Source organism: Neotamlana nanhaiensis, from assembly GCF_000943555.1.
GTDB lineage: Bacteria > Bacteroidota > Bacteroidia > Flavobacteriales > Flavobacteriaceae > Neotamlana > Neotamlana nanhaiensis.
In genome coordinates, this window is sequence record NZ_JTDV01000001.1 from 44,445 (window position 1) to 59,054 (window position 14,610).

A 14,610-nucleotide genomic window follows, 5' to 3' on the forward strand; every position below is an offset into this window, starting at 1 on the left:
ATGATATCATTTATAAAACTTGTTCGTTTCAAAAATCTGCTAATTTTAGTTTTAGCACAATTACTAGTAAAATACGCCTTTTTAGAACCCTTAAAATCGCAGACAAGCTTAAACGCTTTTGGTATTACTTTACTCATTTTAGCAACCATTTGTATTGCGGCTGCAGGAAATATAATTAACGATATTTACGATGTAAATACCGATGCTATAAACAAACCAAACCAAGTTATTATAGGTAAAGCAATTTCAGAAAAGAATGCTTTTACGGCCTTTATCATTTTAAATATTATTGGAGTTGGCTGCGGATTTTACCTCTCGCACTTAGTAAATAAGCCTCCATTTTTTATTCTTTTTGTACTTATTTCGTTGTTACTTTATGTGTACACAACCATGCTAAAACGACTACCAATTATTGGCAATATTTTAATTTCTATTTTAGTTGGTTTTAGTATTTTAATTGTTGGTATATTCGATTTACTTCCTGGTTTAACACCCGCAAACAAACATTTTCAACTCGCTTTTTTAAAAATTATTTTTAAATATGCAGTTTTTGCTTTTAGTATCAATTTACTTCGTGAATTATGCAAAGATATTGAAGATTACCAAGGCGATTTTCAACAAAACATGAAAACACTTCCTATTTTAATTGGTATTAAAAATGCTAAATATCTGTTGAGTGCATTAAACTTTGTGCCTTTAGTTTTAATCATTCTGCATGTATCAAATCAATTATACCTTTACCCTTGGGCTGTTGGTTATTTTTTAATTTTTATTGTCGCACCACTACTCTATATTTGTATTATAACCTTTAGTGCTTCAAATAAATCCGATTTTTCCAAACTAAGCAATCGCTATAAAATAGTCATGCTTTTTGGCATTCTTTCACTACTTTTATACAAGTTTGTTATTTTAAAATAATGTTAGCAGAAAAACTAAAACACCATAACATCATTCTCGCTTCGGGTTCTCCTAGACGACAAGAACTTTTAAAAAATTTAGGTATTTCATTTTCAGTTAAATTAAAATCTGTAAAAGAAGACTATCCCCCGCGATTAACTCATTTTGAAATTAGCGACTATCTCTCACAGCTAAAAGCGCTTCCCTATAAAAAAGAATTACAAGAAAATGATATTTTAATTACCAGCGATACCATTGTTTGGCATAAAAATGAAGCTTTGGGAAAACCTAAAACAGCTTCCGAAGCATTTAAAATGTTACAGTCGTTAAGCAATACTACCCACGAGGTAATTACATCGGTTTGTTTTACAACTACTAATTATGAAAAAACGATTAATGCTGTAACTAAAGTGACTTTTAAAGCCTTAACCGACGCCGAAATTAACTATTACATAAACACTTTTAAACCCTTCGATAAAGCTGGCGCTTACGGCGTACAAGAGTGGATTGGACAAATAGGTGTAACAAAACTTGAAGGTTCGTATTACAACGTTATGGGCTTTCCTGTTAATTTGGTTTACAAAACACTATTAGAAATTTCAGCCTTAAAACGTTAACAAAATTTAAAATACCCCTTAATTTTTCATTCCGTTATTTCAGTAGTGTATCTTTGTAATTCATTTAATCCTATTTTATGATTTTACAGAAATATCAAGATGAAATTATATTCAGCATACTAATACTTATATCTTTATTAATTATACGATTTGCTATTAATTTTACCATAACAAAAATTGCAAAGAAAAATGACATAAACGATGCGCGCATTAGGTTAATTCGTCGTTATGTTACAGTAGCACTCTTTATAATAGCGCTATTAATTGAAGCCTTAATTTTTGCCGAATTTAAAGATTTAGCATTCTTTTTTTCATCTGTTTTTACAGTTATTGGCATTGCCTTATTCGCCATTTGGTCCATATTAAGTAATATTACATCTGGTATTATTATGTTTTTTAATTTTCCTTATAAAGTGGGCGATAAAATTAAAATTCATGATAGCGATTTCCCTGAAGTTGTTATAATTGAAGACATTAGAGCTTTTCAGTTAATTTTACGATTAGAAAACGGAAACTTAGTAACCTATCCAAACAACTTGATGCTACAAAAGGCTGTAACTTTAATTAAAAAAGATGCCATTGTAGAGTTGCATGAAGACGATGGTGATGCCGTTTAATTTCATATATTTATAGATATTTATGTTGAAAGTGGCAAAAAAAACACGCAATCTATTTTCTAAAAAAAGTATTGGTCAAATTCCTGGAAGCGTTATTTATACAGGAAAAAAGTCTGACCAAAAATTATTTATTGAATCTTTCGATTACAATAAAGAAACGTGTGTAGAAAAAGAACTTACCAATGTAGAAGAATGTTTTATCTTTGAAGCTGGTACCATTACTTGGATAAATGTAAACGGATTAAACCACGTTGATACCATTGAGAAAATTGGAGAGCATTACGAACTTCATCCATTAGTTTTAGAAGATATCGTAAACATTTCTCAACGTCCGAAAATTGATGAATACGACGATTACATCTTTGTTGTTTTAAAAATGTTGTATTATGATGATAACGATATCATTATATCAGAACAAGTCAGTTTTATTTTAGGTGAAGATTATGTATTAAGCTTTCAAGAAGCCGAAGGAGATGTATTCGATTCGGTTAGAGATCGTTTAAGACACGCTAAAGGGCGCATTAGAAATATGGAATCCGATTACCTACTCTACACTTTAATGGATGCCATTGTTGACCATTATTTTAGTGTTATTGAGGTTTTAGGTGATAAAATTGAAGATTTTGAAAGTGATATTTTCTCAGGAAAAGTGCAAGACGACACCAGTAAAAATATCCAAGATTTAAAACGAGAAATTTTAAGAGTACGTCGTGCTATTTTCCCGTTACGTGAAATTTTAAACCGCATAGAAAAAAACGAAAACACTTTAATAAAAGCCAAAACCATTACTTATTATCGTGATATTTTCGATCATTTAATTCAAGTTTCAGAGAATATCGAAATTTATCGCGAAATGGTATGGAGTTTAATGGACATGTACATGACAACCATTAGCAATAAAATGAATGAGGTTATGAAAGTACTTACTATAATGGCTTCTATTTTTATTCCGCTAACTTTTATTGCTGGTATTTATGGTATGAATTTCGAGTACATTCCAGAATTGCAATACAAAAACGGCTACTTTGCTGTTTGGGGTGTAATGATTGCCATATTTTTAGGAATGATGTACTATTTCAAACGCAAAAAGTGGTTGTAACATTATAAAATAAAGTTTTTCCGGGTTTCATTATTACATAAGAAAATAATAACACCGACTTAAAATAATTGATAATATCTATGGATAATTAATGCCTAAAAACAGGGAGTAACTAAATAAAATTTTAAGTTAAAGAAACTTTAAAACCAGCCATTCTGCTGGTTTCTTTTTTATATTTGATAGCTATCAAACCAATCACCATTATGCGCAAGCTTATTATTTTAAGTATAATTATAGTGTTTTCGGGCTTTAGAAACTACGCTCAAAAACCCACAAAACCTACATCTTCAAATATTTACGAAGCTATACAAAAACTCAATTTTTTGGGTTCGGTATTGTACATTGCGGCACATCCAGATGATGAAAACACCGCCCTTATTGCCTACATGGCAAACCACGAAAAAGCTCGTACAGCTTACCTTTCGTTAACGCGTGGTGATGGCGGGCAAAACCTTATTGGTCCTGAAATACGCGAACTTTTAGGCGTTATGCGAACACAGGAACTTCTCGCAGCAAGACGTATTGATGGTGGCGAACAATTTTTTACCCGAGCTAACGATTTTGGCTATTCAAAACACCCAGACGAAACTTTAGAAATTTGGAATAAACAAGAAGTGCTAAGCGATGTGGTTTTAGCAATAAGAAAGTTTAAACCCGATGTAATTATTAATCGTTTCGACCACCGTACACCTGGTTCTACGCATGGTCACCACACCAGTTCTGCGATGTTAAGTGTTGAAGCTTTCGATTTAGCTGGAGATGCATCATCGTATCCAAGTTTAAACAATATAGCCGCTCCTTGGCAGCCTAAACGCTTATTTTATAACACAAGTTGGTGGCGTTATGGCAGTCAAGAAGCTTTTAATAAAGTAGATAAAAGTAACATGCTTGCCCTGGATGTTGGTGTGTATTATCCGCATAAAGGATTATCGAACAACGAAATTGCTGCCATTTCCAGAAGTCAGCACCTATGTCAAGGTTTTGGGCGATTATCAAGTCGAGGAACAAGTAAAGATTACATCGAGTTATTAAAAGGTGATGCTTTACAAGGTTCAAATTCTATTTTTGAAGGCATTGATACGTCATGGAATCGAATAAAAGGCGGACAAGCTATTGGAGCTATTTTATATGACATTGAGAAGCATTTCAATTTTAGTAACCCATCAATTCATATTCCGCAATTAATTGAAGCTTATAAACTAATTCAAAACATAGAAGACACCCATTGGAAAACTCAAAAAACTCAAGCCATTAAAAATATTATCGAAATGTGTGCTGGTTTATATTTAGAAGCTTCAGCTAGCAACCATTGGGCAACTCCAGGCGATTTAGTAAACATTAATTTAGAAGCTGTAAACCGAAGCGAAACCCCTATTACTTTAGTAAGTATTAAAAAGGACAATACCGTAAACATTGCAAAAAACATGCAACTTCAAAATAATGTTGAATATCGTTTTAAAGAAGTCCTAAAGATTGATGATCAGCAAACGCCAACTACACCGTATTGGCTCACCGAAAATGGCTCATTAGGCATGTATAAAGTTGACGATAAAAACCTTATTGGCTTACCCGAAACGCCTCGTGTTTATAACATCGACTTTAATATGATTATTGAAAACACACCCATAACCTTTACTAAACCAGTAATTGAGCGTTACTCGAAACCCGATAAAGGTGAATTGTATCGTCCGTTCGAAATAATTCCGGAAGCTTCAGTAGAAATTCCAGAAAAGGTTATAATTTTCAATAGTCCAACTCAAAAAGAAATTCCAGTAATTGTTAAAGCAAATACTGAAAACATTGATGGTTATATAGAACTGTGTCATCCCGAAGGTTGGAGTGTTTACCCCAAAAAACAAAAAGTTTCAATTAGCAATAAAGGCGAAGAGCAAACGCTTATTTTTACGGTAATTCCGCCGCAAAATCAAAATGAAGGCTATATTTCTCCTATACTTCATTTAAATGATAAAACCTTTACCAAAGCACTTATTGAAATTAACTATGATCATATTCCTAATCAAACCGTTTTATTACCAAGCGAAAGCAAAGTGGTGCGTTTAGATATTAAAAAACGAGGCGAAAATATTGCTTATATTGAAGGTTCTGGCGATGTGGTTCCAGAGAGCTTACAACAAATAGGCTATCATGTTCGTATTTTAAAACCTAATGAAATTACTTCTGAAACGTTAAGTAATTTTGATGCTGTTATTGTTGGTATTCGCGCATACAACACCTTAGATGATTTAAAATTTAAGCAAGACATTTTATTTAATTTTGTTGAAAATGGAGGTAACATGATTGTGCAATACAATACCAGTCATCGTTTAAAAACCGACCATATTGCACCTTACAAATTAGAACTTTCGAGAGACCGTGTTACCGATGAGCATGCCGAAGTTAAATTTTTAGAACCCGACCACTCTATTTTAAATACACCAAATAAAATTACTACAAAGGATTTTGAAGGTTGGACCCAAGAACGCGGCTTGTATTTTCCAAATAAATGGGATAAAGCCTTCACGCCTATTTTCTCGATGCACGACAAAAAAGAATCGGCTAAAAAAGGAAGTTTACTCGTGGCTAAACACGGTAAAGGCTATTACATTTACACTGGTTTAAGCTTTTTTAGAGAATTCCCCGAAGGCGTTTCTGGCGCCTATCGTCTATTTGCAAACATGCTTTCATTAGGCAAAGACAACATTGAGAACAGCAATAAATTAAACGATTAATGAGTCCAGAAAACAACAAGCAGAAACAGCCATGGTTAAAATTATACTCTGTAGTTTTAATTGCTAACTTGGTCTATATTATTGTGTTTTACTTAATCATGCAAGTGTTTTAATTATGCATAGTTTAAACTGGATAGATTGGGCAGTTCTTGCAATTACGTTATTAACTATTGTGGGTTATGGTACTTGGAAAACTAGAGGAAGCAAAAGCGTACAAGATTATGTAAAAGGTGGTAATAGCACACAATGGTGGACTATTGGTTTATCGGTAATGGCAACTCAAGCTAGTGCTATAACTTTTTTATCTACCACAGGGCAAGCTTTTTCCGATGGTATGGGCTTTGTACAATTTTACTTTGGTTTGCCTATTGCCATGGTAATTATTTGTTTGGTTTTTATCCCACTTTATCATCGCTTAAAAGTTTATACCGCTTACGAATTTTTAGAAAACCGCTTCGATTTAAAAACTAGAACCTTAACCGCTACTCTATTTTTAATACAACGTGGTTTGGCTGCTGGAATTACCATTTTTGCGCCGGCAATTATTCTATCCATTGTTTTGGGGTGGAATATTATAACCTTAAATATTATTATTGGAGTTCTGGTAATTATTTACACAGTTTCTGGTGGTACCAAAGCTGTTACAGTAACGCAAAAACAGCAAATGTTTGTCATTTTTGCGGGTATGCTCGCAGCCTTATTTATCATATTAAATTTAATTCCCGATAACGTATCGTTTACCGATGCACTCGAAATTGCAGGAGCTAATAATCGCATGGAAATTCTAGATTTCTCGTTCGATTTGGAAAATAGGTATACAGTTTGGACAGGTTTAATTGGTGGTACATTTTTAATGCTATCGTATTTTGGCACCGACCAAAGTCAAGTACAACGTTATTTATCTGGTAAAGACAAAAAAGAAATGCAAATGGGCTTAATTTTTAATGGTTTATTAAAAGTGCCTATGCAATTTTTTATTCTTTTGGTTGGTGTTATGGTGTTTGTTTTTTATCAATTTAATCCGTCGCCATTAAATTTTATTGACGCTTCTACTGAAAAAGTTTTAGCTTCGGAATATGCTTCGGAATATAAAAGTCTTCAACAAAAACAAAATCAACTATTTCAACAGAAAAAAACATTAAGCATTCAATATGCCGAAAAAAAATCAATTGAAACCAAACAACAACTATTGATGCTTGACAGCATTGACAAAACTTATCGTTTACAATCTAAATTTCTAATAAAACAAGCTGTTGATAGCAGTTATGCCACTCAATATACAAAACTGGTTGCCGAGTTAAATAGCTTAAACACGGACTCTGAAGCTTATAAATTAAAACAGGAAGAACTTTCTGCTTTTTATGCCACCTCTGCCAAAGACACCCAAACTAACGACCGCGATTATATGTTTATAACCTTTATTTTAAACCATTTACCAAAAGGTTTAATTGGGCTGTTATTGGCTGTTATTTTAAGTGCGGCAATGTCTTCAACAGCATCCGAGGTTAATGCATTAGCAACCATTACATCTATCGATTTATATGGCCGGAATTATAATGGCGAAAAACATGAAAAGCATATGGTAAAAATGACCAAAATTTTCACTTTAATTTGGGGTGTTGTAGCTATTATTATAGCGTGTTTTGCAAATTTGGCCGAAAATTTAATACAGTTAGTAAATATTATTGGCTCTATATTTTACGGCAATGTTTTAGGTATATTTTTACTGGCATTTTTTTTAAAATTTGTAAAAGCGAATGCCGTGTTTACAGCAGCAATCATAACGCAAATAATTGTAATTATTGGCTGGTGGTTTAACTGGATGCCTTATTTATGGCTAAATTTATTTGGTTGTGCACTCGTTATGTTTACCGCTATTTTAATTCAAAAAATAAAATTAAAAGATGACTGAAAATAAAAAAAAGATAAAATGGGGAATAATTGGCTTAGGAAATATAGCCCACAAATTCGCCAAAGATTTATTAACCATAAATGACGCCGAATTATACGCTGTAGCTTCTCGAAATCAAGAAAAGGCCAATGATTTTGCTAAAACTTATAACGCGCAAAAAGCGTATCCCAGCTATGAAGATTTAGCCAACGACCCTAATGTGGATGCTGTTTATATTGCAACGCCGCATGTGTTTCATAAAGAAAATTCCATAATGTGTCTTCAAAAAGGAATTGCGGTGTTATGCGAAAAGCCTTTTGCCATGAATACCAAAGAAGTTGAAGACATGATTGCCTGTGCTGAAGCAAATAATACTTTGCTAATGGAAGCCCTTTGGACGGCGTTTTTACCACACTATCAATACGTTTTAAATGAAATAAAAAATAAAACTTTTGGTAATTTAATAAAACTTGAAGCCGATTTTGGTTTTACAAGACCTTTTGATGAAAGTAAACGTTTATTTGGTAAGCACCTTGGTGGTGGAAGCCTTTTAGATATTGGTATTTACCCTATTTTTGCTGCACTCTCTTCTTTAGGAAAACCAGAACATATTGATGCTGATGCTACTTTTTTTGAAAACAACGTAGATTCGTCCTGTACTATGGTTTTTAAATACAAAAACAATGTTGAAGCACACTTAAAAAGCTCTTTACTAGAAACATTGCCAACTGAAGCCATTTTTACTTTTGAAGACGCAACCATTAAGATAAACACCATGTTTCATCAACCATCAACAGTAACAATTATAAAAAACGGCGTTGAAGAAACTAAAGATTTTGGCTATAACACCAATGGCTATAATTTTGAGACCATTCATTTTAATAACCTTATAAAAGCTGGTAAAACCGAAAGTGATATTATGAGCTTCGATTTTAGTAGAAATTTAATTGGTTTACTTGACGAAGTATCTCAAATAATAGGTTTAGAATACTAAAAAAACTAACTGGAAAATTAATTTACCATAAACCAGAACTTGTTACTCTTTCTAATAACATTAATTCTTCTGTTTTAAATAATTTTCCAGTTAGTTTTATCAATTACAGTACATTTTACTTAGCACCCCAGTCTTTAAGCGAAGCTTCATTAAACTTAACATATTGTGCATTTCCCGCTTTCTTTGCTGCCTCTAACGATTGTTTCGCTAAGCTAATAGCGCCTTTTTTATCGCCAGCTGCGGCATAAATTAAAGATTGTTGTCTTAACTGATAAAATACAGGAGTTTCAAACATACTCATCGCTTTATCAATCCATGTTTTGGCTTGCTTAATATCTTTTCCAGAATTTAAATAATAAACGGCCGAAGCATAATAGTCGTTAGCACTTGGTCCGTTCATCACAGCATTAATAGCCGCTGTTACTTTAGCATCAGTAGGAACAGTAAATGGAATTGCTACATACGATTTTTCCCAAAGCATTTCTATTTTAGCAGAATTACTAGTAATACTATTAATATCTATGGTAAATGTTTCAACATTAAAAGGCACTTCAAAAACTTCAACACTAACAGTTGCCGCTACTTTACTGGTATCCCAATTACGTGGTGTACCCCAGTTATTGGTATCGGTATAAAACATAATATCCCATTGTTTTGCCGAATTTAATTTAGTAAAAATAGCGTACGAACCTGCTTTTAGCGCCTGATCGCCTACTTTTACATCGTCACTGAATGTAATTACAGTATTTTGGTTGGCACCTGTTCTCCAAATACTTCCCCACGCTTCCAATTCTCCAAAAATAGTTCTTCCTTTTACGCTTGGTCTGGAATACGTTACGGTAATGTCGGTTAAACCAACTTTTTGCTCTAGTTTACTTGCAGGACTTGCTGCAGGCGTTTCTATTTGGGCGTTTACAGCGAATACTACGGTAAGCGCAAATAGAAGTGATAGTAATTTTTTCATTTTTAATTAATATTTAAGGTCTATAATTATTAGCCATAAAATTACGCATCAAATACACTACATATGTTAACAAAAGCCTAAAATGAATAAAATTTTATTGTGACTTAATTTCTTTTATACTGATATTTCAATAAATCAAAACAAAAATTGAATTATTGGATTAATTAAATCTGAAATATTTACCGAGGAAAAAACCAATTAGCCTTTTATTTTAAAGCATTTAAAAGAGTTAAAAAACCTAGGATTAATTCAAGGTACTATTGCAGATACTAGCGCTTGTTACTGCATCAATCATGATAATTGGACAAAAATGTAAACAGCTATCACTTCATTTTTAAACAGTAAAACCAACAACCATTCGTGTTGTTAAAATATATTAATTATGACTTTTACAAGATTAGAAAATTAGCATCGTGCATAAAAAATAGACATTTTAAGTTGAGCGTAACCAAAACCTATGCAGTCATTAATAACTATTAGATTTTGATTGCGCTCATTTATTTTTACAAATGCTCTAATTTATTGTCATTTAAATGATAGTGAATTTAACCAGAAACCATTCTATTTAATCACTTGAAAAACAGATAAACTACATCGTCTTGTTAATTTTTGTTTAACCTATATTTAATTAAGTTAAACATTTTGTATCTTTATGCTATTAAAAACAAAAAGTAATGGCAAAAAAGAAACATATAAATGCTAACGACATCATCTCATTTTACATGGATTTTGTTTTAGAGCACAACGAACAACCTAAAACAGTTTATGCTTTTGCAAAACATAATAATTTTGAAGAAGCTAAATTCTACGCACATTTCGGAAGTTTTGAGGCCATTGAAAAAGGTGTATTTCAAGCCTTCTTCCATAATACATTATCGGCTTTAGAAGCTAGTGAAGATTATCAAAATTTCCAACCTAGAAACAAATTACTCAGTTTCTACTTCACGTTTTTCGAGAATCTTACTGCAAACCGTAGTTACGTTATTTATGCACTTAATAAGCATAAAAACAAACTCAAGAACCTTATGGTGCTCAAGGATTTCAAAACAAGTTTTACCAACTACATTCATGGTCTCGGGATTGAGCTAATTGAAACGAAGCAAGAACGCATTGATAAAATTCAGCAGAATACCTTAAAAGAATCCGCTTGGATGCAATTAATGCTAACCCTAAAGTTCTGGATGGATGATACATCGGCATCTTTTGAAAAAACAGATATTTTCATTGAAAAATCGGTAAATACGAGTTTTGATGTTTTGAATATTGCACCACTAAAAAGCCTGATAGATTTTGGAAAATTCATTTACAAAGAAAAAATCCAAATGAACTAAATATGCAAAGAGCTGCTTCAAACAAAGTGGCTCAAATTAAAAAATACCCAAAAAAAGCATCCCATGAAAACCATAGATAAAATACCTGTTTCGAAAATTTCTCGAGCTACAAAACTGGTTTCAACTGGCGCTAAAGTTGGTGTTAATTATCTCAAATATTATGGCGATAAAATCACCAAAGACGAAACGATAGCCAAAGAAAACCTCAATAAAAACAATGCTGAAGACATTTATGACAGCTTAAAACAACTTAAAGGTAGTGCTTTAAAAGTAGCGCAAATGTTGAGTATGGAAAAAAGCATTTTACCACAGGCTTATGTAGAGAAATTCTCTTTGGCACAGTTTTCTGTTCCGCCATTATCGGCACCTTTAGTAAAAAAAACATTTAAAAAATACTTCGGAAAATTACCAAACTACATTTTTGATAGCTTCAATCTTAATTCGGTTAATGCAGCCAGTATTGGTCAAGTGCATTTAGCCGAAAAGGATGGGAAAAAACTTGCTGTGAAAATTCAATATCCTGGTGTTGCTGAGAGTATTTCAACCGATTTAGCCTTAGTAAAACCAATAGCTATCAAAATGTTTAACATCAAAGGAAAAGATAGCGACAAGTATTTTAAAGAGGTAGAAAACAAACTAATTGAAGAAACCAATTACGTACTTGAAGTGGCGCAAAGTAAAGCCATCGCTAAGGCTTGTAAACACATTCCTAATCTTAAATTTCCTGAGTATTACGAAGATTTATCTTCAGAACGCATTATAACCATGGATTGGATGGAAGGCGAACATCTTTCTGAATTTACCGCGCACAATACCAATCAAGAATTAGCAAACCAGCTTGGGCAAGCGCTTTGGGATTTTTATATGTATCAAATGCACATGCTCAAAAAAGTACATGCTGATCCGCATCCTGGAAACTTTTTAGTGTCTAATCAAGGTGAACTTATTGCTTTGGATTTTGGTTGCATGAAAGCAGTTCCTGAAGATTTTTACATACCGTATTTTGAATTGGCTAAAAAAGAAAGCCTACAAGACAAGGCTTTGTTTACCGAAAAGATGTTTGAATTAGAAATTCTTCGTAAAGAAGATTCTAAAGAAGAATTAGAGTTCTTCTCAGCAATGTTTCATGAGTTACTTAGTTTATTTACCAAACCATTTCATGTAAAAACTTTTGATTTTTCTGATGCTGAATTTTTCAATGCTATTTCAGAAATGGGACAACGTTACAGCAAAAACACCGAACTTAAAAAGATGAATGGTAATCGCGGATCGAAACACTTCATTTACATTAACAGAACCTTTTTTGGACTGTATAATTTAATGTTCGATTTGAAAGCACAAAACATCAAAATTAACAACTTTAAAAAACTATAATGGCCTATTTTACAGCTTCACATATAGATGCCTTACCGCACATTTATAGAATTAATTTAATAAACAGTTGTTCTGGTTACAAATCGGCAAACCTTATTGGTACTGCTTCAAAAAGTGGTGAAGAAAACGTGGCGGTGTTTAGTTCTGTAACGCATATTGGCTCTAGTCCTGCCATGTTAGGTCTCTTTTTACGACCAACTACGGTCCCTAGAAACACTTATCAGAATATTAAGGATACAGGGTATTACACCATCAATCATATTTATAAATCGATTACAAAAGATGCGCATCATACTTCAGCCAAATACGATAAAAGTATTTCAGAATTTGATGTCACCGAATTACAATCCGAATACAAACAAGAATTTCACGCACCATTTGTAAGTGGTTCGCCTGTGCAATTGGCTATGGAATTTGTTGAAGAATATCATATTAAAGCTAATGATACCATTTTAGTCATTGGTAAAATAGTCGGACTTTTTGTAAACGACGCACTTATTGAAGATGATGGTTTTATCAACATTTCTAAGGCCGAAGTCGCTGCAATAAACGGATTAGACGGTTATGCCATTCCTGAAAATAAAACAAGATTTGGGTATCAACGCCCAAAAACTGTAGCTAATTCAATAACCTAAATAGCCTACACCTTAAAAACAAACAACATTAATTATGACTATTCTCGTAACAGGAGCAACAGGCTACATTGGCAAACGGTTAATTCCTTTTTTAATAAATGAAGGACATACCGTAGTGTGCGTGGTTCGCGACCGATTGAGAGCCGATAAAAGCTACAGCGAGGAAGAACTAATTTATGTTATTGAAGCCGATTTTTTAAAGCCGGAAACCTTAAATAATATTCCTAAAAAGATAGATGTGGCGTATTACCTCATACATTCCATGTCTAATTCATCAAAAAAATTTAATGAACTTGAAGAAACCTGTGCAGTAAACTTCAAGAATTACATGGAAACTACTCAGGTTGATCAAGTCATTTATTTAAGTGGAATTACCAACGAAGACCGACTTTCAAAACATTTAGAATCTAGAAAAAACGTTGAAAATAAACTGAATTCGAAACACTACGCGCTTACTACTTTTAAAGCTGGAATTATTGTGGGTTCAGGAAGTTCATCGTTTGAGATTATTCGAGATTTGGTTGAAAAACTTCCTGTAATGATCGCGCCAAAGTGGCTTCACACCAAAACCCAACCTATTGCTGTTCGCCATGTTTTAAACTATTTGAGTAAAGCTGCTGGAAACACCAAATTGTATAACAACGCATTCGATATTTTTGGGCCTGAAATATTAACGTACAAGCAAATGCTCCTACAGTTTGCAAAAGTTAGAGGATTGAAACGCTACATTTTAACGGTTCCTGTAATGACGCCCAAATTATCGTCGTATTGGTTATATTTTGTCACATCGACTTCATACAAACTAGCAACCTCGTTGGTAGATAGTATGGGCATTCAAATAATAGGAAAACCAAGTGACATTAACGCAATTTTAAATATTGACCCGATAACTTATAAAGAAGCCGTCGAATTAGCATTCGAAAAAATTGAGCAAAACGGTATTATTTCCAGTTGGAAAGATTCTATGGTTAGTAGTGGTCGTTTACGAAACAATCTTCATAAATACGTGAATGTGCCACAGTACGGCTGTTTTAAAGATTATAAAGAAAAACAGGTTTTAAATGCTAAAAAGACCATTGATAAAATATGGCGTATAGGTGGCGTAAATGGTTGGTATTACGGTACATTTTTATGGAAAATTAGAGGCTATATCGATAAGGTTTTTGGCGGTATAGGATTACGCCGTGGACGAACTAGCCCAACTGAACTTGATGCCGGTGATGCGCTTGACTTTTGGCGCGTTATTTTTGCCGATAAAGAACAACAAAAACTACTGCTTTACGCCGAAATGCGCTTACCTGGCGAGGCTTGGTTAGAATTTAAAATTGAAAATAACCTACTCAAACAAACGGCTACATTTAGACCACGTGGGCTTTGGGGACGCCTATATTGGTATAGCGTTTTACCCTTTCACGGCTTTATTTTTAGAGGCATGATTAACAAACTTGCCAATGCCTAAAGG

Annotated in this window: 12 protein-coding genes; 11 read left to right on the top strand and 1 reads right to left on the bottom strand. The window is 33.2% G+C overall.

The features are described 5' to 3' along the window. From PK35_RS00205 to PK35_RS00235, 7 genes are all read left to right on the top strand, one after another. Positions 1-918: a geranylgeranylglycerol-phosphate geranylgeranyltransferase gene (locus tag PK35_RS00205; protein WP_044624668.1), complete on the top strand. Its 918-nt coding sequence runs from the start codon at positions 1-3 to the stop codon at positions 916-918. After that, positions 918-1,514 carry a Maf-like protein gene (locus PK35_RS00210; protein WP_044624669.1) on the top strand — a complete coding sequence of 199 codons (597 nt, stop codon included), beginning with the start codon at positions 918-920 and terminating at the stop codon, positions 1,512-1,514. The genes PK35_RS00205 and PK35_RS00210 overlap by 1 nt, the downstream gene beginning before the upstream one ends. Before the next feature lie 77 nt (positions 1,515-1,591). Continuing rightward, positions 1,592-2,131 carry a mechanosensitive ion channel domain-containing protein gene (locus tag PK35_RS00215; protein WP_044624670.1) on the top strand — a complete coding sequence of 180 codons (540 nt, stop codon included), beginning with the start codon at positions 1,592-1,594 and terminating at the stop codon, positions 2,129-2,131. A 22-nt stretch (positions 2,132-2,153) separates the two neighbouring features. Further along, the gene (corA, locus tag PK35_RS00220) at positions 2,154-3,230 is read left to right on the top strand and encodes a magnesium/cobalt transporter CorA (protein WP_044624671.1); all 1,077 of its coding nucleotides are present in this window, start codon (positions 2,154-2,156) and stop codon (positions 3,228-3,230) included. A 203-nt stretch (positions 3,231-3,433) separates the two neighbouring features. Next, positions 3,434-5,959: a PIG-L family deacetylase gene (locus PK35_RS00225; protein WP_044624672.1), complete on the top strand. Its 2,526-nt coding sequence runs from the start codon at positions 3,434-3,436 to the stop codon at positions 5,957-5,959. Between the two features lie 115 nt (positions 5,960-6,074). Next, positions 6,075-7,871: a sodium:solute symporter family protein gene (locus tag PK35_RS00230; protein WP_044624673.1), complete on the top strand. Its 1,797-nt coding sequence runs from the start codon at positions 6,075-6,077 to the stop codon at positions 7,869-7,871. Continuing rightward, on the top strand, positions 7,864-8,844 hold the full coding sequence (locus PK35_RS00235) for a Gfo/Idh/MocA family protein (RefSeq protein ID WP_044624674.1): 981 nt from the start codon (positions 7,864-7,866) through the stop codon (positions 8,842-8,844). Before PK35_RS00230 ends, PK35_RS00235 begins: the two co-directional genes overlap by 8 nt. A gap of 115 nt (positions 8,845-8,959) precedes the next feature. Here the strand turns inward: PK35_RS00235 and PK35_RS00240 are convergent, their stop codons facing one another. Continuing rightward, a complete protein-coding gene (locus PK35_RS00240; RefSeq protein ID WP_044624675.1) occupies positions 8,960-9,808 on the bottom strand; it encodes a DUF2911 domain-containing protein in 849 nt (282 codons plus the stop codon). Positions 9,809-10,482: 674 nt separating this feature from the next. Here PK35_RS00240 and PK35_RS00245 point away from each other — a divergent pair. From PK35_RS00245 to PK35_RS00260, 4 genes are all read left to right on the top strand, one after another. Then, a complete protein-coding gene (locus tag PK35_RS00245) occupies positions 10,483-11,139 on the top strand; it encodes a TetR family transcriptional regulator C-terminal domain-containing protein (RefSeq protein ID WP_044624676.1) in 657 nt (218 codons plus the stop codon). A 63-nt stretch (positions 11,140-11,202) separates the two neighbouring features. Continuing rightward, positions 11,203-12,513, top strand: coding sequence for an ABC1 kinase family protein (locus tag PK35_RS00250; RefSeq protein ID WP_044624677.1), 1,311 nt, complete (start codon positions 11,203-11,205; stop codon positions 12,511-12,513). Further along, positions 12,513-13,148: a flavin reductase family protein gene (locus PK35_RS00255; RefSeq protein ID WP_044624678.1), complete on the top strand. Its 636-nt coding sequence runs from the start codon at positions 12,513-12,515 to the stop codon at positions 13,146-13,148. Before PK35_RS00250 ends, PK35_RS00255 begins: the two co-directional genes overlap by 1 nt. Positions 13,149-13,182: 34 nt before the next feature. Then, entirely contained in the window at positions 13,183-14,607 is a 1,425-nt protein-coding gene (locus PK35_RS00260; protein ID WP_044624679.1) for an SDR family oxidoreductase, read from the top strand. The last annotated feature ends 3 nt before the right edge of the window (positions 14,608-14,610 follow it).

What these genes read in the sequence shown, in the direction of transcription:
- PK35_RS00215 (WP_044624670.1), top strand. Translation starts at nt 1,592, where the DNA reads ATGATTTTACAGAAATATCAAGATGAAATTATATTCAGCATACTAATA.
- PK35_RS00245 (WP_044624676.1), top strand. Translation starts at nt 10,483, where the DNA reads ATGGCAAAAAAGAAACATATAAATGCTAACGACATCATCTCATTTTAC.
- PK35_RS00225 (WP_044624672.1), top strand. Translation starts at nt 3,434, where the DNA reads ATGCGCAAGCTTATTATTTTAAGTATAATTATAGTGTTTTCGGGCTTT.
- corA (WP_044624671.1), top strand. Translation starts at nt 2,154, where the DNA reads ATGTTGAAAGTGGCAAAAAAAACACGCAATCTATTTTCTAAAAAAAGT.
- PK35_RS00260 (WP_044624679.1), top strand. Translation starts at nt 13,183, where the DNA reads ATGACTATTCTCGTAACAGGAGCAACAGGCTACATTGGCAAACGGTTA.
- PK35_RS00205 (WP_044624668.1), top strand. Translation starts at nt 1, where the DNA reads ATGATATCATTTATAAAACTTGTTCGTTTCAAAAATCTGCTAATTTTA.
- PK35_RS00210 (WP_044624669.1), top strand. Translation starts at nt 918, where the DNA reads ATGTTAGCAGAAAAACTAAAACACCATAACATCATTCTCGCTTCGGGT.
- PK35_RS00250 (WP_044624677.1), top strand. Translation starts at nt 11,203, where the DNA reads ATGAAAACCATAGATAAAATACCTGTTTCGAAAATTTCTCGAGCTACA.
- PK35_RS00240 (WP_044624675.1), bottom strand. Translation starts at nt 9,808, where the DNA reads ATGAAAAAATTACTATCACTTCTATTTGCGCTTACCGTAGTATTCGCT.
- PK35_RS00255 (WP_044624678.1), top strand. Translation starts at nt 12,513, where the DNA reads ATGGCCTATTTTACAGCTTCACATATAGATGCCTTACCGCACATTTAT.
- PK35_RS00235 (WP_044624674.1), top strand. Translation starts at nt 7,864, where the DNA reads ATGACTGAAAATAAAAAAAAGATAAAATGGGGAATAATTGGCTTAGGA.
- PK35_RS00230 (WP_044624673.1), top strand. Translation starts at nt 6,075, where the DNA reads ATGCATAGTTTAAACTGGATAGATTGGGCAGTTCTTGCAATTACGTTA.